The organism is Klebsiella sp. KTE92 (genome assembly GCF_000398905.1).
Taxonomy (GTDB): Bacteria; Pseudomonadota; Gammaproteobacteria; order Enterobacterales; family Enterobacteriaceae; genus Klebsiella; species Klebsiella variicola.
In genome coordinates, this window is record NZ_KB976100.1 from 299347 (window position 1) to 317335 (window position 17989).

The 17989-nt window shown below is 57.0% G+C and carries 18 protein-coding genes and 1 tRNA gene; 9 read left to right on the plus strand and 10 right to left on the minus strand.

Annotation, left to right across the window (positions count from 1 at the left end):
* Positions 1–350 precede the first annotated feature (350 nt).
* Positions 351–995, plus strand: a complete 645-nt coding sequence (locus A1WC_RS23470) for a winged helix-turn-helix domain-containing protein (protein WP_012969123.1) — start codon at positions 351–353, stop codon at positions 993–995.
* Positions 996–1134: 139 nt separating this feature from the next.
* Here A1WC_RS23470 and epmB read toward each other — a convergent pair whose 3' ends face one another.
* Positions 1135–2163, minus strand: a complete 1029-nt coding sequence (epmB, locus tag A1WC_RS23465; protein WP_008807210.1) for an EF-P beta-lysylation protein EpmB — start codon at positions 2161–2163, stop codon at positions 1135–1137.
* A gap of 41 nt (positions 2164–2204) precedes the next feature.
* Between epmB and efp the strand changes: the two genes are divergently transcribed.
* From efp to sugE, 4 genes are all read left to right on the plus strand, one after another.
* On the plus strand, positions 2205–2771 hold the full coding sequence (gene efp / locus A1WC_RS23460; protein WP_002885506.1) for an elongation factor P: 567 nt from the start codon (positions 2205–2207) through the stop codon (positions 2769–2771).
* Positions 2772–2844: 73 nt separating this feature from the next.
* Positions 2845–2976 (plus strand): entericidin A/B family lipoprotein, encoded by a 132-nt coding sequence (locus A1WC_RS0124860; protein WP_002885511.1) that lies wholly within the window; start codon positions 2845–2847, stop codon positions 2974–2976.
* A 158-nt stretch (positions 2977–3134) separates the two neighbouring features.
* A complete protein-coding gene (gene ecnB / locus A1WC_RS0124865; protein WP_004206423.1) occupies positions 3135–3281 on the plus strand; it encodes a lipoprotein toxin entericidin B in 147 nt (48 codons plus the stop codon).
* A gap of 141 nt (positions 3282–3422) precedes the next feature.
* The gene (gene sugE / locus A1WC_RS23455; RefSeq protein WP_008807209.1) at positions 3423–3740 is read left to right on the plus strand and encodes a quaternary ammonium compound efflux SMR transporter SugE; all 318 of its coding nucleotides are present in this window, start codon (positions 3423–3425) and stop codon (positions 3738–3740) included.
* Here the strand turns inward: sugE and A1WC_RS23450 are convergent.
* The 5 genes from A1WC_RS23450 to frdA form a co-directional block, all read right to left on the minus strand.
* Complete coding sequence (locus A1WC_RS23450; RefSeq protein ID WP_008807208.1) at positions 3737–4270, minus strand: lipocalin family protein; 534 nt, start codon at positions 4268–4270, stop codon at positions 3737–3739. The two genes, sugE and A1WC_RS23450, sit on opposite strands and share 4 nt — an antisense overlap.
* Before the next feature lie 113 nt (positions 4271–4383).
* The gene (gene frdD / locus A1WC_RS23445; RefSeq protein WP_016160142.1) at positions 4384–4743 is read right to left on the minus strand and encodes a fumarate reductase subunit FrdD; all 360 of its coding nucleotides are present in this window, start codon (positions 4741–4743) and stop codon (positions 4384–4386) included.
* 10 nt (positions 4744–4753) lie between these two features.
* On the minus strand, positions 4754–5149 hold the full coding sequence (gene frdC, locus A1WC_RS23440) for a fumarate reductase subunit FrdC (RefSeq protein WP_002885530.1): 396 nt from the start codon (positions 5147–5149) through the stop codon (positions 4754–4756).
* Between the two features lie 10 nt (positions 5150–5159).
* Positions 5160–5894, minus strand: coding sequence for a fumarate reductase iron-sulfur protein (gene frdB, locus A1WC_RS23435; RefSeq protein WP_004177729.1), 735 nt, complete (start codon positions 5892–5894; stop codon positions 5160–5162).
* Positions 5887–7677, minus strand: a complete 1791-nt coding sequence (gene frdA, locus A1WC_RS23430) for a fumarate reductase (quinol) flavoprotein subunit (RefSeq protein ID WP_008807207.1) — start codon at positions 7675–7677, stop codon at positions 5887–5889. Before frdA ends, frdB begins: the two co-directional genes overlap by 8 nt.
* Before the next feature lie 275 nt (positions 7678–7952).
* Between frdA and epmA the strand changes: the two genes are divergently transcribed.
* Together epmA and yjeM are read left to right on the plus strand one after the other, a co-directional pair.
* Positions 7953–8930, plus strand: coding sequence for an elongation factor P--(R)-beta-lysine ligase (gene epmA, locus A1WC_RS23425; protein WP_008807206.1), 978 nt, complete (start codon positions 7953–7955; stop codon positions 8928–8930).
* 188 nt (positions 8931–9118) lie between these two features.
* Entirely contained in the window at positions 9119–10621 is a 1503-nt protein-coding gene (yjeM, locus tag A1WC_RS23420; RefSeq protein WP_016160143.1) for a glutamate/gamma-aminobutyrate family transporter YjeM, read from the plus strand.
* 37 nt (positions 10622–10658) lie between these two features.
* Here yjeM and mscM read toward each other — a convergent pair whose 3' ends face one another.
* The 3 genes from mscM to rsgA form a co-directional block, all read right to left on the minus strand.
* Positions 10659–13988 (minus strand): miniconductance mechanosensitive channel MscM, encoded by a 3330-nt coding sequence (gene mscM / locus A1WC_RS23415; RefSeq protein ID WP_016160144.1) that lies wholly within the window; start codon positions 13986–13988, stop codon positions 10659–10661.
* 24 nt (positions 13989–14012) lie between these two features.
* A complete protein-coding gene (gene asd / locus A1WC_RS23410; protein WP_012969117.1) occupies positions 14013–14975 on the minus strand; it encodes an archaetidylserine decarboxylase in 963 nt (320 codons plus the stop codon).
* A gap of 160 nt (positions 14976–15135) precedes the next feature.
* A complete protein-coding gene (gene rsgA / locus A1WC_RS23405; protein WP_008807202.1) occupies positions 15136–16197 on the minus strand; it encodes a small ribosomal subunit biogenesis GTPase RsgA in 1062 nt (353 codons plus the stop codon).
* 94 nt (positions 16198–16291) lie between these two features.
* Between rsgA and orn the strand changes: the two genes are divergently transcribed.
* Positions 16292–16837 carry an oligoribonuclease gene (gene orn, locus A1WC_RS23400; RefSeq protein ID WP_004206435.1) on the plus strand — a complete coding sequence of 182 codons (546 nt, stop codon included), beginning with the start codon at positions 16292–16294 and terminating at the stop codon, positions 16835–16837.
* 40 nt (positions 16838–16877) lie between these two features.
* Here the strand turns inward: orn and A1WC_RS23395 are convergent, their stop codons facing one another.
* The gene (locus tag A1WC_RS23395; RefSeq protein WP_016160145.1) at positions 16878–17609 is read right to left on the minus strand and encodes a transporter substrate-binding domain-containing protein; all 732 of its coding nucleotides are present in this window, start codon (positions 17607–17609) and stop codon (positions 16878–16880) included.
* A 293-nt stretch (positions 17610–17902) separates the two neighbouring features.
* On the opposite strand from A1WC_RS23395, the gene A1WC_RS23390 reads away from it, so the two are divergent.
* Positions 17903–17978, plus strand: a tRNA-Gly gene (locus tag A1WC_RS23390).
* Positions 17979–17989 lie beyond the last annotated feature (11 nt).

Consider the following 17989-nt stretch of genomic DNA (forward strand, 5'->3'; position numbering starts at 1 on the left):
TCATCCTGTTGAACAACGCTACCATATCGCTTGCCATAGCGAACCATGGGAAAGCGGGAGTAATTTAAAAGCATGGTGCAAAAAATGCTTGTGAATTCTTTATGAAATGCCTCTGAATTTAATGCTTTTATAGTAGATTGAGATGCTGCCATTATTTGAGGTGAATTTAATCTGAAAATGCGGGGGCTAAACAAGATAACTGTCGCATATTGATTTATCTCCTGTATTCTGTGTGGCGCCGGTCAATGTGAACTAAACTCGTTCCTTTTTGAAATGATAATGTTCATAGACCATGTTGGCTGAACTAATTAGAATTTATTATGGATAATGGTTTTTCGTGGGGCAGGGATATGGATAACGCTGCGTTATTTAATGGGTGTATGATTAATCATGAAGTTATCTTTAATGCAAATATGAATGAGCTGCGGCCGCTTTCAGGTGACGGAGAGTGTGTCAGCCTCAATGCGCCCACTGCCAGATGCTTGCTGTTACTCTTGCAGAATAGCGGTAAAGTGATTTCGCGGGATGAATTTCTGGCTGCTGTTTGGGAAACCCGGGGAGTGGTGGTGTCACAAAATACGTTCTATCAAAATATCTCTTTGCTGCGAAAATCATTGCTCAAAGCGGGGCTGTCGGCGGATATCATTATCACCGTCAGGCAAAAAGGGTTTAGCGTCGCGCCAGATACCCTGATCATCCCTCTCTCTGATGAAGAGTGCGAGAATATGAATCGGGCGACATTAACGCATTATCAAAATAATAAGGTTGCCGACGTTACTGCCGAGAGCAAAGGTCATTCTGACGATCACGTAGTTATTCCATTAACAGAAAGCTTAGCGATTCAGGGCAATGAGTTGATAGAGAATAAAGTGGAGATACCAGGAAAACAATCGGAACGATTACAGGTAACTTTTAAAATGCCCACCTGGTTAATCGCGCTGATTGTAGTGATGATTGTGATTAATATCGTGGTGCTGGTGGTGCTTCACCGTTAGCTTGTCGCAATAGGGGGTTATCACGTAATGCGATAGCTGATAGCTGATAGCTGATAGCTGGTTACCTAATCCTCTGGCAAGAAATGGCTTCACATGGTTTGTCTGCCAGACCGTCCTGGCAGACAAGTGAATCTGACGTTTATCGCTGCTTCAGCCCTAAATCCAGCGGCGTCTTGCTGGGTTCCCCGCCGATCTCGCGCGCCAGCTTCGGCACCATGTAGCCGGAGATGAGGGTCAATAGTTCACGCATGATTTCACGGGCTTCATCATCGCTAACCATGAAGTGCGCCGCCCCTTGTACCCGATCCAGCACGTGCAGGTAGTAGGGCATTACCCCGGCGTCAAACAGCGCATTGCTGAGGTCGGCCAGGGTTTGCGCGTTGTCGTTCACCCCGCGCAGCAGCACGCTCTGGTTGAGCAACGTGACGCCCGCCTGACGCAGCATGGCCATCGCCGCGCGGAACTCATCGTCAATTTCATTGGCGTGGTTGACGTGGTTAACCAGGATTACCTGCAGCGACGAACGCTGGAAGCGGCTGGCCAGCGTCTCGGTAATGCGCGCCGGGATCACAATCGGCAGGCGGCTGTGAATACGCAGACGCTTAACGTGCGGAATAGCTTCCAGCTGGGTCATCAGCCAGTCAAGCTCATGGTCCTTTGCCATCAGCGGGTCGCCGCCGGAGAAGATGATTTCATCAAGCTGCGGATGCGCCGCGATGTAGTCCATCGCCGTCTGCCAGTTGCGCCTGGTGCCCTGATTTTCGGCATAAGGGAAGTGGCGGCGGAAACAATAACGGCAATTGACCGCACAACCGCCTTTCACCAGCAGCAGTGCCCGGTTGTGATATTTGTGCAACAAGCCGGGCACCACGCTGTGCTGTTCTTCCAGCGGATCGGTGGAGTATCCGGGGGCGACGATAAACTCTTCCTCGGCGGTAAGTACCTGACGAAGCAGCGGATCGTTAGGGTTGCCTTTCTCCATGCGGGCGATAAACGCGCGCGGGACGCGCAGCGGGAACAGGCGTCTGGCCTCGCGTCCGGCCAGCAGTTTTTCATCAGCGTCTACATTTAAAAGACGCAGCAGTTCATCAGGACTGGTCACAACATTGGCAAGTTGCGTTATCCAATCTTCTCTGGATGGGGTATTTAGGGTTACAATATGCGCCATTTTGTGGCTTAGCTACCAGTTAAACAATTTCAGAGGGCCTTATGGCGACTTACTATAGCAACGATTTTCGTGCTGGTCTTAAAATCATGTTAGATGGCGAACCTTATGCGGTAGAAGCCAGCGAATTCGTTAAACCAGGTAAAGGCCAGGCGTTTGCGCGCGTTAAACTGCGCCGCCTGCTGACTGGCACCCGTGTTGAGAAAACCTTCAAATCTACCGATTCGGCAGAAGGCGCGGACGTTGTCGATATGAACCTGACTTACCTGTACAACGACGGTGAGTTCTGGCACTTCATGAACAACGAAACTTTCGAACAGCTGTCTGCTGACGCGAAAGCGATCGGTGACAACGCTAAATGGCTGCTGGATCAGGCTGAGTGCATCGTGACCCTGTGGAACGGCCAGCCGATCGCGGTCACCCCGCCGAACTTCGTTGAGCTGGAAATCATTGAAACCGATCCAGGTCTGAAAGGCGACACCGCGGGTACCGGCGGTAAACCAGCGACCCTGTCTACTGGCGCCGTGGTTAAAGTTCCGCTGTTCGTCCAGATTGGCGAAGTGATCAAAGTGGATACTCGCTCTGGCGAATACGTATCCCGCGTGAAATAATTTCGCGCCATGTTGACTGGCGCAGCCTCCGTGCTGCGCCGCTCTTTACGCACAGGTACGACGAACACGAGACATGAAGCGCAGCGTAAAACTTCTGGTGTTACTGTTTCTGAGCAGCGCGTTACTGGCTGGCTGCAACACCGCCCGCGGAGTGGGTGAAGATATTCAGGGCCTGGGCCACGCCATCTCTCACGCCGTGAGCTAAATTTCCTTCCGTTTTGCTAGTGGCGGTTGCCTCCTGGCGCGCCAGCTTCCTCCACGAATATTCCTTTTCTCTTAAAAATCGCAAAGATCCCTTCATCTGTGGACGGTTTGTCTATGCTTATAGGGCATGAAAACAAAACTGACACTAAGGATGACATTATGGTGAAAAAAACGATTGCAGCGTTCTTTACGGTTTTGGTCCTCTCTTCAGCACTGACTGCTTGTAACACTACGCGCGGAGTGGGTCAGGATATTTCAGAAGGCGGCAGCGCAATCTCTGGTGCGGCAACCAAAGCTCAGCAATAACGCCGTCGACGGTACGGTTTACGCCGTACCGTTCTTCACTTCCCCCATCCTGTTGGATATACTCACTGCGACTTTTCATCCACCTTACGGGACGACCCGTAAGCGTTTCTCATCCGGGGACGGCCCCAGCAAAGGAGCCTTATGTCCTGGATAGTCTTATTTATCGCTGGTCTGCTGGAAGTGGTATGGGCCGTCGGCCTGAAATATACCCATGGCTTTAGCCGGCTGGTTCCCAGCGTCATCACCATCGTGGCGATGGTCGTCAGCATGGCGCTGCTTTCGTGGGCGATGAAAACCCTGCCGGTGGGGACTGCTTACGCCGTCTGGACCGGAATCGGCGCTGTGGGCGCCGCCGTGACCGGTATTGTGCTGTTGGGTGAATCCGCCAGCGCTATGCGTATCGCCAGTCTCGCCTGCATCGTGGTCGGCATCATTGGCCTGAAGATTAGCGCGCACTAGTTGTAGCGCTGATTGACCCAGATCAGTTTGCTGACATCAAAGCCCTGCCGGGTAGCAATATCCAGCATCTGCTGCCTGACCTCCGGAGCGATGGTGGGTGCCCGCGCCAGTAACCAGAGATAGTCGCGATCGGGTCCGCAGACCAGCGCGTAACGATACTCCTTATCCAGGGCAATGACGTTATAGCTGCCGTAGAAAGGGCCGAAGAAGGAGATCTTCAGCGCGGCGCGGCTGGGCTCGCCGGTAAAGTACGCCACTCCATCCGTTTTCTGCCACATACCGCGGTCGGGGTTATAGCCTTTATTGACCACGTCCAGGCCGCCGTCATCGCGTGGGTGCCAGGCGATCGTGACCTTTTCCAGCCCGCTTTCAAAAGGGTGGTCAAAGCGGGCGATTTCATACCAGGTACCCAGATAGCGCTGAACGTCGAAGGGACTGACCACGGTGACGCCCGGCGGTGGGGTGGGCGTGCTGCAGGCGACAGACAGGAACGAGACGGCAATCGCGGTGATTATCGGCAGGATACGCATGGCATGCTCCTTGCTGGCTTTTAAGCTAAGTGTAGAGTCCAGCAGGGAAAAGGCGGCAAGATTTTTACATGAAGCGAGCCCGGTAGCAGAAATGCGACCGGGCTCTTGCAGGATCAGATAAACAGTACGCCAACGAGGGTGATGACGCTGAGGATTGCCGCCAGGCCGTAGAAGACCCACTTACCGTTGGGTACATGGATTTTCAGGTCGTGCATGGCGTGGTGAATACGGTGTAGACCGCACCACAGCGGCAGAACAATCATCAGAAAGATGAATGCGCGGCCGATAAAGCTTTGGGCAAAAGCCAGCACGCGCTCATAGCTGAAGGCGTCTGTCGGGGCGAGCCCCAGCGGCAGCAAGATGCCGACCAGCAGCACCATCACCGGCGCGACGATCGCGCCCCACATGCCGCCTGCGCCAAACAGCCCCCAGAATACGGGTTCATCGGAACGTTTCGGATTGGGATTAATCATCTCAGCCTCCTTACCAGAACAGGGCCACAAACAGGATCACCACAGTGACCACCGCCGTTACCACCCAGAGCCCTTTAATGACCGGCTCTGGCCCCATTTTTTCGCCTTTGATGATGACGTTGGCGGCTTTCGGCGCCAGCTCAAACCAGGTTTTGGTGTGCAGCAGCGCCGCCGCCAGGGTAATCAGATTGAGGATCACCACCACCGGGTTTTGCAGGAATCCGATATATCCCGCCCAGCTTTCGGCGCCGTGCTTGAGGGCAAACAGCCCGTAAATCAGCACAATGCTAAACCATACTGTCGGTACCGCTGTCCCTTCCCGCACCATGTAGAAGCGATAAAACGGCAGCTTTTTCCACCAGGTGGAGGTCATTGGCCGCACGTAGGGTTTGCGTTTCGTCGTCATAATGCACTCCTTAGCGTGGTTTCAGGGTGGCGATAAGAAAGTCTTTCGAGCTTTCCACCTTGCCCTGCTGGATCGCGGCCGCCGGGTCGACGTGCTTCGGACACACTTCCGAGCAGTAGCCCACGAAAGTACAGGTCCAGACGCCGTTCTGGCCGTTAAGCTGCGCCATACGTTCCTTTTTGCCGTGGTCGCGGCTGTCTTCGTTGTAGCGGTGGGCGAGGGTGATCGCCGCCGGGCCGATAAATTCCGGATTCAGGCCGAACTGCGGGCAGGCGGCATAGCACAGCCCGCAGTTGATGCAGCCGGAGAACTGATGGTATTTGGCCATCTGGGCTGGCGTCTGCTTGTTTGGCCCCTGGTCCGGCGTGCGGTTATTGCCGATGATATACGGCTTAATGGCCTCCAGACTTTCGATAAAGTGGGTCATATCCACCACCAGATCGCGTTCGATCGGGAAGTTGGCCAGCGCCTCAACTTTGATGCCTTTGGTGTAATCGCGCAGGAACGTTTTGCAGGCCAGCTTCGGCACCTTGTTGACCATCATGCCGCAGGAGCCGCAGATCGCCATCCGGCAGGACCAGCGGTAGCTCAGGTCTGGCGCCAGGTTGTCTTTGATGTAGCCCAGGGCGTCCAGCAGCGAGGTCTGCTCATCATAGGGCACGTCATAGAATGCGCTATGCGGTGCGGTGTCGACCTCCGGGTTGTAGCGCACCACTTCGACTTTCAGGTTTTTCATCTCAGCCATGGGTGGTCTCCTTCTTCTCAGCCGCTTCCGCTTCGGCGCCATAGACACGTTTTGCCGGTGGCAGCGTGGTGATCTTCACGTCGCCATATTCCAGACGGGTGGTGCCATCGGCCTCGCGGAAGGCGAGGGTGTGCTTGAGGAAGTTGACGTCGTCGCGCTCGGTACAGCCCTCATCCAGACGCTGGTGCGCACCGCGCGATTCTTTTCGGGCGATGGCCGAGTGCGCCATACATTCGGCAACGTTCAGGCCGTGTCCCAGTTCAATGGTGTACAGCAGGTCGGTGTTGAACACGCTGGAGTTGTCGGTAATGCGCACGCGCTTGAAGCGCTCCTGCAGCTCAGCCAGCTTATCGATAGTTTTCTGCATCAGCTCCGGCGTACGGTAGATGCCGCAGCCTTCCTCCATCGACAGCCCCATTTCGTCGCGGATTTTCGCCCAGTTTTCGTTACCTTCCTGGTTAACGAGATTTTTCAGCCGTTGCTCTACATCGGCGGCCTGTGCATCCAGTGCGGCACTATTTGCCTCAGTCGTCTGTGCGGCGCGCTGCATAGCCTGTTCCCCGGCCAGGCGGCCGAAGACCACCAGCTCGGCCAGCGAGTTGGAACCCAGACGGTTGGCGCCGTGCAGACCGACGGACGAGCATTCGCCCACGGCAAACAGCCCTTTGATCCGGGTTTCGCACTGCTGATCGGTTTCGATACCACCCATGGTGTAGTGCGCGGTCGGGCGCACCGGGATCGGCTCTTTCACCGGGTCGACGCCGACGTAGGCTTTCGCCAGTTCACAGATAAACGGCAGACGCTCCAGCAGTTTTTTCTCGCCGAGGTGGCGGAGATCGAGGTAGACCACGTCGCCGCGCGGCGTCGGGATGGTGTTCCCTTTCCGCCATTCGTGCCAGAAGGCCTGGGACACTTTGTCGCGTGGACCCAGCTCCATATATTTGTTCTTCGGTTCGCCGAGCGGGGTTTCCGGGCCCATGCCGTAATCCTGCAGGTAGCGATAGCCGTTTTTGTTGACCAGAATCCCGCCTTCACCGCGGCAGCCTTCGGTCATCAGGATCCCGGAGCCCGGCAGGCCGGTCGGGTGATACTGAACAAATTCCATATCGCGCAGCGGCACGCCATGGCCCAGCGCCATACCCATACCATCACCAGTAACGATGCCGCCGTTGGTGTTGTAACGATAGACGCGCCCGGCGCCGCCGGTAGCCAGCACGACCGCGTTAGCGCGGATCTGCACCAGGGTGCCTTCCATCATATTCATCGCTACCAGGCCGCGGGCCTGCCCGTCATCGACCAGCAGGTCAAGGACGAAATGTTCATCAAAGCGCTGAATTTGGGGAAACTGAAGGGAGGTCTGGAAGAGAGTATGCAGCATGTGGAAGCCGGTTTTATCGGCGGCAAACCAGGTGCGTTCGATTTTCATCCCACCGAAGCGCCGGACGTTGACGCTGCCGTCGGGGCGGCGGCTCCACGGGCATCCCCACTGTTCCAGCTGGGTCATTTCCGTTGGGCAGTGATGAACGAAATAGTCGACGACATCCTGCTCGCACAGCCAGTCGCCTCCGGCGACGGTGTCGTGAAAATGGTACTCAAAGCTATCGTGATCCTGGGCAACGGCTGCGGACCCCCCTTCTGCAGCGACCGTATGGCTGCGCATCGGATAGACTTTAGAAATCAGGGCGATTTTGGCATTGGGGTTGGCCTGGGCGGCGGCGATAGCGGCGCGTAGGCCTGCTCCGCCAGCACCAATTACGGCGAGATCGGCTTGAAAAGTTTGCACGACATTCCTCCAGTTTTAGTGTATTTCGCCGCCGGGCTGGCGAAAAAGTATCACTGCTCCTTTATAGGTACAGGAGTATAGCTGTAGGGTCAGTAAGGAAAATTGACGTGTTCGATTTTTTTATCGATATGTGCGGTTATTTATCAGTGATATTTATGCATTCAGGTTAACGATAGATTAATGGCATGTAATCTGCCGGGGATTGCACAAAATTTGTTTCACTCGCCGGTTGCGAGTAGACTTCGTGCCCTTAATTTGCAATCGGAGAAAGTACCATGAGCGAGACGGCAACCTGGCAGCCGAGCGCACCCATTCCCAATCTGTTGAAACGCGCGGCGGTGATGGCGGAAATCCGCCGTTTCTTTACCGATCGCGGCGTGCTGGAGGTGGAGACGCCTTGCATGAGTCAGGCGACGGTAACGGATATTCATTTGTTCCCGTTCGAAACCCGTTTCGTCGGCCCGGGCCATTCACAGGGACTCAATCTGTACCTGATGACCAGTCCGGAATACCATATGAAGCGCCTGCTGGCGGCGGGCTGCGGTCCGGTTTTCCAGTTGTGTCGCAGCTTTCGTAATGAAGAGATGGGCCGGCATCACAACCCGGAATTCACCATGCTGGAGTGGTATCGTCCGTGCTATGACATGTATCGCCTGATCAACGAGGTGGACGACCTGCTGCAGCAGGTTCTGGAGTGTCAGCCAGCGGAAAGCCTCTCCTATCAGCAGGCGTTCCAGCGTCATCTGGATATTGATCCGCTCTCTGCTGATAAAACGCAGTTGCGTGAAGTCGCGGCGAAGCTGGATTTAAGCAATATCGCCGATACTGAAGAAGATCGCGACACGCTGCTGCAACTGTTGTTCACCATGGGCGTGGAGCCGCACATCGGTAAAGATCGGCCGACGTTTATCTATCATTTCCCGGCCACCCAGGCCTCGTTAGCGCAGATCAGCCCGGAAGATCATCGGGTCGCTGAGCGCTTCGAGGTTTACTACAAAGGTATTGAGCTGGCGAATGGTTTCCACGAGCTGACCGATGCCCGCGAACAGCGTCTGCGATTCGAGCAGGACAACCGCAAACGCGCCGCGCGCGGCCTTCCGCAGCAGCCTATCGATAACAACCTGCTGGCGGCACTAGAGGCGGGCCTGCCGGACTGCTCCGGCGTGGCGCTGGGCGTTGACCGTGTGGTGATGCTGGCGCTGGGTGCCGAAAGCATCGGCGAGGTGATCGCCTTTACGGTCGACCGCGCCTGATGGCGCTGTCACCTCCTGCCGCCTGAGAGCGGGGGAGGTGACAGACCCGCCCTGACCGATCCTCCCTCACGCTATCCCGGTTTTCGCCCGAATACCCACAATCTCCTTCCGTGCTTTTGCTACTATCCGCGCTCATTTTTTGAGGCCAGGCGTTGCCTGTTGGGTGATGCCCTCGTTTGGATAGATTTATGCATCAACAATTCAAGAAGATGAGCCTGATTGGGCTGATTCTGATGATCTTCACTTCGGTGTTTGGCTTTGCCAACAGCCCGTCGGCGTTTTATCTGATGGGCTACAGTGCGATGCCGTTTTATCTTTTTTCCGCCCTCTTTTTCTTTATTCCGTTCGCGCTGATGATGGCGGAGATGGGCTCGGCTTATCGTCGCGAAGAGGGCGGGATCTATTCCTGGATGAACCACAGCGTCGGGCCGCGCTTTGCTTTCATCGGCACCTTTATGTGGTTTGCGTCGTACGTGGTGTGGATGGTGAGTACGGCGGCTAAAATTTGGGTGCCGTTATCCACCTTTTTGTTTGGCGCGGACAAAACCCAGACCTGGGCGCTGGCTAGCCTGACCCCGACGCAGACGGTGGGCATTCTGGCAGCCTGCTGGATGGGTGTCGTGACCTTTATTGCCGTCAAAGGGATCAATAAAATCGCCAAAATCACCGCCGTCGGCGGCATCGCGGTGATGGGGCTTAACCTGGTGCTACTGCTGGTGAGCGGGGCGATCCTCCTGCTCAACGGCGGCCATTTCGCCCAACCGTTAAACTTCACCTTTTCACCTAATCCCGGGTATCAGTCGGGCATGGCGATGCTGTCGTTTGTGGTATTTGCCATCTTTGCCTATGGCGGAATTGAGGCGGTCGGCGGCTTAGTGGATAAGACTGATAAGCCGGAAAAGAACTTTGCCAAAGGGATTATCATCGCGGCGATCGTTATCTCGGTCGGTTACTCGCTGGCGATTGTGCTGTGGGGCGTGAGCGCCAACTGGCAGCAGGTGCTTGGCGCGCGTTCGACCAACCTCGGCAACATCACCTATGTGCTGATGACCAGCCTTGGGACGACGCTCGGCCAGGCTCTGCACCTGACGCCAGAGTCGGCTGCCCTGACCGGAGTCTGGTTCGCCCGTATTACGGGCCTGTCGATGTTTCTCGCTTACACCGGCGCGTTCTTCACCCTCAGCTATTCTCCCCTGAAAGCGATTATCCAGGGCACGCCAAAAGCGCTCTGGCCGTCGGTGATGACCCGTCTCAACGTCAACGGCATGCCCGCCGCGGCGATGTGGCTGCAGTGTCTGCTGGTCGGGGTGTTTATCGTACTGGTATCGTTCGGTGGGGATAGCGCTTCCGCGTTTTATAACAAGCTGACGCTGATGGCCAATGTCTCCATGACCTTGCCCTATCTATTCCTGACCATCGCCTTCCCGTTCTTCAAGGCGAAAACGCATCTTGACCGACCGTTCGTGATTTTCAAAAACCGTTCGTCGACGCTGCTGGCGACCGGCGTGGTGTTGCTGGTGGTGACTTTCGCCAATATCTTCACCATTATCCAACCCGTCATCGACAGCGGGGACTGGAACAGTACCCTGTGGATGGTCGGTGGACCGATCTTCTTCTCACTGCTGGCGCTGGGGATCTACGAAAGCTACCGTCGGCGCATGGCGTCCGGCGCGCTGGTGATGGAGAGTTAAAGAACCTGCCCGGCGGTGCAGCCGGGCAGGGGATGGTTTACAGGCTACCAGCCGTACGGCGGCTGGTTTTTCCGGCCGAGGTCATGGTTTTACTGCTTTGCCTGCCGTCGATACTTTCCAAACGCATCTGGAACGGAGGGAACGGCATATCAATGCCATGCTCGCGGAAGCCCGCCAGGATCAGCTGATGCATCTCATGGCGCAGCGGCATGCGATGCCCCATCTCCGCGGCAAAAATACGCAGCTCGAAAATCTGGATCCCCTGCTGCAGGTCGACGAGAAACGCCTCCGGCGCCGGGGTATCGATGACCAGCGAGCAGCGATGCGCCGCGGCAATGAGAATTTTCGTGACCTCGTCGGTATCGGCGTCCACGGGGGCCGGCACTGTCAGCACCACGCGGGTGACTGAGTCCGACAGCGACCAGTTGATAAACTGTTCGGTGATGAAGGCCTTGTTCGGCACGATAATCTCTTTCCGGTCCCAGTCACTGATGGTGGTTGCACGGGTATTAATGCGGGTGACGCTGCCCGTCAGGTCGCGAATGGTGACTGTATCGCCGATGCGGATCGGCTTCTCAAACAGGATAATCAGGCCGGAGATAAAGTTGGCGAAGATCTCCTGCAGGCCAAACCCGAGACCCACACCCAGCGCGGCGACCAGCCACTGCAGCTTCGACCACTCAATACCGATCATCGAGAAGCCCACCAGCCCGCCGACGAGCATCAGCAGATATTTGGTGATGGTGGTGATGGCGTAGCCGGTGCCGGGCGTTAAATCGAGATGCTGGAGGATCGCCAGTTCCAGCAGCGCGGGCAGGTTGCGCACCAGCTGAGTGGTGATGATCAGCACCAGAATGGCAATCAACACCGCGCCAAGCGTGATCGGCTCAAGGCTTTCCACCCCTTGTACCGTCGAGGTCACGTCCCACAGCGAGATATTCTCAAGGAAGCCAAACGCCGAATGAATTTCCGACCACAGCACGATGACCGACAGCAGCGCGATCAGCATCAGCAGGGAACGCACAAGCCGCAGCGACTGGGTACTGATGGCATCGAGATCGACCTCGCTGACCTCCGTCTCCACCGACCCCTCCGGACTGCTGACGTGAACGGGCTCATCTTCGCCGCGGGCGCGCTGGGCGAGAATTTCCGCGCGACGGTGGCGGGCCCGGTCGAAGGCCAGCCGGCGGCGCTGGATCAGCATCCAGCGGCGGATGATGTGATAGACCACCAGCAGCAGGAACCAGATGGCGACCGAGGTTTCCAGACGCGCAAGCAGCGCCTGGGCGGTGGCGAGGTAGCCGACGGCGGCCGCCAGCATGGCCACCAGCGGGGCGCCAAGCATCAGGTTCCACAGCAGGCGGTTCACCATATTGTCGCCATTCCCCTCTTTATCCAGATAGAGCGGAATACCGGCGTGCTTAAGGCTCAGGGTAACCACCGCCAGCGCGCCGCAGATCAACAGGAAGCACAGGCGGCCCAGCGAAGCGGAGAACTCGCGGTCGTTAAGATTATCAAACATGATCAGCGCCATAATCAGCGGCACAATCAGCCCGATGCTCATCAGGTAGTAGCGCATCGCTTTCGCCACGCGGTTACGCGGCCAGCCGAAGTGGGCGATAAACAGCCCGTTTGGCCGGGCGAAGGTGGCGCAGATCATCACCACCCACAGCAAAGGCACGGTCGCCGTGACCCCATCGCCTATCGCCACCGCCAGCGGGAAGGGCCAGGCGGACTGCAGGCCATAGCCGAGCGTCATCCACAGCACCGGCAGCGGCGAGGCCACCAGTATCGACCAGAAGACCGTGCGCAGCGTCAGCCAGAAGTGATCCTGGGTGACTTTCCCCACCCGGGCGCTGGAGCGCTCAAGGAAGCGGGTGAAATGGCGTCGGGAGCTGATGCTAAAGCCAACCAGCAGCAGGGCGGCAAACAGCGGCAGCAAGGTCTCTTTGCTGGTGAGCATCATCGCGCTGGCTTTGCCCAGCTCGCTGATGGTATCCAGGGAGATCAGACGCCGTAGATCCTGGACAATCTCCAGCGGCCAGGAGAAGCCGATGGGGCTGACGTCCGAAGTCCAGAACAGATAGCGGTGGGTCGCTTCGTTGATCTCTTTCAGCGCGTCTTCCAGCTGGCCGTTGGCGACCTTCAGCTTAGTGAGCTCCAGCATCAGAGTATCGCCGCCGCGCAGCAGCGAGTTCAGCAGCTCGTTCTGCGTGCGCAGCTGCGCCTGCAGGATCTTGTTCTGCTCGCTGGTCAGCGGTTGGCCGTCGGCCTGACGGATCTGCCGCAGCTGTGGTTGCTTACTGAGTAAATCTTCAAAGCGTAGACGCTGCACGCGCAACTGTGCCATTTCCGTATCCAGCTGCTGTGGGCGAGGGCGTTCCGGCAGTCGCGCCACCTGGGCGCGTAAGGCTTCACCCAGCAGGTTGGAAGAGCCCAGCCACTGCGATTGCTCGCGCAGGGTGTTTAACGCCTGGCGCACCTGCAGCGTTTGATTCGTCGCCTGCCGCTGCTGGGAGGCCACCAGATCCATGCGCTGCGCCTGCTGGTTCAGCGCCTGGGAGAGCTCCCGGTTGACCTTGAACTGCGCGGTGATGTCCGGCGGCAGGTTTTCACTGTTCTCCGCCAGCAGTTCGGTGCTCTCCAGCGCCTTTTCCGCCTCCCGCTGGCGCTGGCTGTTCTGTAAATTGCGCAGCGCCTGCAGATAGGCATCCAGTTGTTCGCTCTGCTTTTGCGCCAGCTCGGAACGGGCGCGCGACAGCTCCTGGCGGTTGTTGGCGGAAAGCTGGGCGAGGTCGAGTTCATCCACCAGCGCCTTCAGGCGCGCCGATTCCGCCTGCAGGGCAAGATTTTGCGCCTGGGCGAGAGCATTGTTGCCGGTTTGCGTGCCGATGCGGCGCTCAACCTCATTGAGCTGACGACGGGCATCGGTTTGCTGTTGCGGCAGCTGGTTCAGGGAGTCGGCGATTTCACGCGCGCGATCCTGCTCCTGCTGCGCCTGGCGGCTCGATTCCAGCAGCTGGCTGCTGACCTGCAGGATCTCCTGGTTCAGCGCATCGGCGGTCAGGCCGGTTGGCACCTGGCGCGGTTCTTCGCTCAGATTATTGAGCTGGGAGCGCAGGCTTTGAAACAGTTTGGGGAAATTATCGATAACGTCCTGATACTGACGGGCGCGCTCGAGGAACGATTTTTGCTCCTCAAGCGCGTTCAGCGCGGACTGCAGAACTTCAACGGTTTCAGGCTGGGCGGGCTTTGCCGCCTTCGCCTGTTCCAGTTCCTGGGTTATCTGTTTAGCATCCGGGGCTGTCGCAGCGTACGCCCCGAAACTGAGGCTCAAGGCCAACAGGAAAGTGTATATCAGGCGCACGGCATAACCCTTTTTGCTGAAGAATTAACCTTGGTCTTGTGTATCGTCAACCAGCGGGCTGGCGCGGTGTTCGGCGCGGATCTCTTCTTCCGGTAACGGCGCGGGTTCAGCAGCGGTGCTGGCTTCCACGGCGGTCGCCAGCGGTTGGCCGATTTTAGTCACGGACAGGCTTTGCAGCGAGTCGACCAGCTTCACCTGGCCCGGGGCAAACAGGTTGATCACGGTGGAACCCAGTTTGAAGCGGCCCATCTCCTGGCCTTTCAGCAGGGCGACGGAGCCTTCGCTGTCACCCGCGGGCCAGGTCCAGCGTTTAATAATGCCTTCGCGCGGCGGGGTCACGGTGCCGGACCACACGGTTTCGATGCTGCCAACGATAGTCGCGCCCACCAGAATTTGCGCCATTGGGCCAAACTCAGTATCAAACAGGCAGATGACGCGCTCGTTACGGGCGAACAGGTTAGGCACATTCTGCGCCGTCAGATGGTTAACCGAGAACAGGTCGCCAGGAACGTAGATCATTTCGCGCAGGATGCCGTTGCACGGCATGTGCACGCGGTGATAGTCGCGCGGCGACAGATAGGTGGTGGCGAAGCTTCCGTTACGGAACAGGTCGGCCATTTGATAGTTGCCGGCCAGCAGGGCTTCCAGGCTGTAGTCATGACCTTTGGCCTGCAGGATTTTATCGTCTTCAATGGCGCCAAGCTGGCTGATCACGCCGTCTGCCGGCATCACCAGCACGTTGGGATCGGTATTCAGCGGGCGAACGTCGTCGCGCAGCGGACGCACAAAGAAATCGTTGAAGGTGCGATAAGCCGCGGTATCCGGCTTCTGCGCCTCTTTCATATCGACCTTGTAGTATTTCACGAACAGATCGATGACCAGTTTCGTCAACCAACCTGCGCGTTTGCTCGCACCCCAGCCTGCGAGGCGGGTGAGCCACAGTTTAGGCAGAATGTATTGCAGTGAAAGTTTAAGATCGTTTAACAAAGTAGCCTCCAGGCCATGATATGTCGTTCCTGACCCCGCCCGCGGGCGGGGTCCTGAAAAAAGGGGACGATTCTATACGTAAACCTCGCCAAATGGCATCCGCGTTAGTCGCAGTTTGACCGCGTCCTGGCAGAGCCTGACGTGATGCTCAGCTTAATGATCAGTCATCGGACGAGGAAAAGTTTTTACGCGTTTTTACCTGTACCTGCTCCATGCTTTCGAGGATGCGGTGGTAGTTCTCAAAACGGCTTTCGGCGATCTTGCCGTTCTCTACCGCTTCGCGAAGCGCACAGCCAGGATCGTTATCGTGTTTACAGTCGCGGTATTTGCAATGGCCTAAATAATCATGGAATTCGACAAAGCCATGGGTGATTTGTTCCGCTTCCAGATGCCAGAGGCCAAATTCACGAACACCCGGCGAATCAATCACATCGCCGCCGTGCGGGAAGTGGTAGAGGCGCGCCGCGGTGGTGGTGTGCTGGCCTAAGCCGGAAACGTCCGAGACATCATTGGTGAGGATCTGATCCTCATTCAGCCCCAGCAGGGCATTCAGCAGACTCGATTTACCGACCCCGGACTGCCCGGCGAAAATGCTGATGCGGTCGGTCAGGGCCGCTTCCAGCGGCTTGAGACCGTCCTGAGTCCGGCTGGAGACCATGAGCACGCGGTAGCCGATATTGCGGTAGATGTCCATTTGCTCATTGACGAAGCGCAGGCCATCGTCATCCAGCAGATCGATTTTATTCAGGACGATCAACGGCTCGATATCCTGCGCCTCGCAGGCCACCAGATAGCGATCGATAATATTCAGCGACAGTTCAGGCAGGATCGCGGAAACCACCACGATCTGATCGATATTGGCGGCGATAGGCTTCACGCCGTCGTAAAAATCCGGACGCGTCAGGACGGAGGCGCGCTCGTGCACCGCTTCGACGATCCCTTTGACGTTTACGCCGTCGGCGGCGTCTTTACCCGGCCGCCAGACCACGCGGTCGCCGGTGACCAGCGAACGGATTGTCCGGCGAATGTTGCAGCGATGGACGCTACCGTCAGCGGATTCGACGTCGGCATGCATACCAAAGCGACTGATGACAATGCCTTCCGACGTTTCGCCAAACAGGTTGTCATCGTAGTCGGCCTTCTCCGCAGTGGTTTTCAGGCGGCGCTGGTGGTTGGCGTTGACGCGGCGCTGCTGGCCTTTGGAGAGTTTATTTTTACTCAATCGAACTGGCTCCTGGTCGCCCTGATGGGGCAAAACCTCTATGATACACGCTATTTTAGATGAATATAGTCACGCAAGAAGGGTGGAAAATAGCATGAGTGCAAATGAAAACAACCTCATTTGGATCGATCTTGAGATGACAGGGCTGGATCCGGAGCGCGATCGCATTATCGAAATCGCCACCCTGGTGACCGATGCCAACCTGAACATTTTGGCTGAAGGGCCGACCATCGCCGTGCATCAGTCGGATGCTCAGCTGGCATTAATGGACGAGTGGAATGTGCGGACGCATACCGGCAGCGGACTGGTGGATCGCGTGAAGGCCAGCGCCGTCAGCGAGCACGATGCCGAACTGGCGACCATTGAGTTTCTTAAGCAGTGGGTGCCGGCGGGCAAGTCGCCGATCTGCGGCAACAGCATCGGCCAGGATCGTCGCTTCCTGTTTAAGTACATGCCGCAACTGGAAGCCTATTTCCACTACCGCTATCTGGACGTCAGCACGCTGAAAGAGCTGGCTCGCCGCTGGAAGCCGGAAATTCTCGACGGCTTTAAAAAGCAGGGCACCCATCAGGCGATGGACGATATCCGCGAGTCGGTTGCCGAGCTGGCCTACTATCGCGAGCATTTCATTAAGCTGTAAACCAATACCGGGCCTGGTGCGGCCCGGTACATCTTTCTGATTATTTAAACCACTTTTGCTGCATCTGCTGGAAGTCAGGCGTCGCCATGACCGCGGTCAGGGCATCGTTGATGGCATTCAGCAACTCCGGATCGTCTTTGCGCACCGCAATCGCATACTGCTTACCGTAATAAGCCGGGTCGGTGGCCCGCTCATCCATGATGGCGTAGTCAGGGTTCTCTTGTTGCCAGGCGTCAAGGGTGGCGAAGTCGCTCATGACGCCGGTTATTTCGCCGGCTTTCAGCGCGGCTAAAGCGCTGGCGACGTCGTCGTAAGGGATCGCCTGCACGGCCTTCTGCTTATCGCGCAGATAGTGCTGGTGCAGCGTGCCTTTCACCACGCCGATTTTTTTGGCTTTCAGATCGGCAAAGGTATGGGCGACATCTTTATTGACGATCACCACCCCGGAGAGGGCCTGGCGATAGGGGCGGCTAAAGGCGACCTGCTTCTCGCGCATTGGGATCACTTCCATACCGGCAATCACCGCATCAAACTTCTTAAAGCGCAATGCCGGGATCAGGGTATCGAAACGCTGCGCCGTAAACTGGCACTGCGCCTGCATCTGCTGGCACAGGGCGTGAGCGAGATCGATATCGAAGCCGACGGGCTGATTTTTGCCGTTGGCGGTGACAAACGGCGGATTGGCCGTGGTAGTGCCAAAATGGAGCGTCTCGGCTGACGCGGTTCCGATGGCCAGCGTGCTCAGCAGCAGGACGGTGAGGACTTTTCTCATGCTAATTCCCTGTTTGGCGTCGTGGTGGCCACGTTATACGTCGCGCCACCGCACTATGATGCGAGCGATTTTGCGTCATTCAGCCGGGCGGAAAAAGCAATTTTGCCCGTTATGACGCTTATTTATACAATTCAGCGGCGTAGGTGGCGAGAAAATGTCCATTTAAACAAAAAACGCAAAAAAGTGATCGTCAGGGGGTTGCAGGGGCATCGAATTCTCGTATAATGCGCCTCCCGTAACGACGCAGAAATGCAAATTACGACGCCATCAAAATATGGCAAAAAAGCAGTAACGCGGGAATAGCTCAGTTGGTAGAGCACGACCTTGCCAAGGTCGGGGTCGCGAGTTCGAGTCTCGTTTCCCGCTCCAAAATTTGAAAG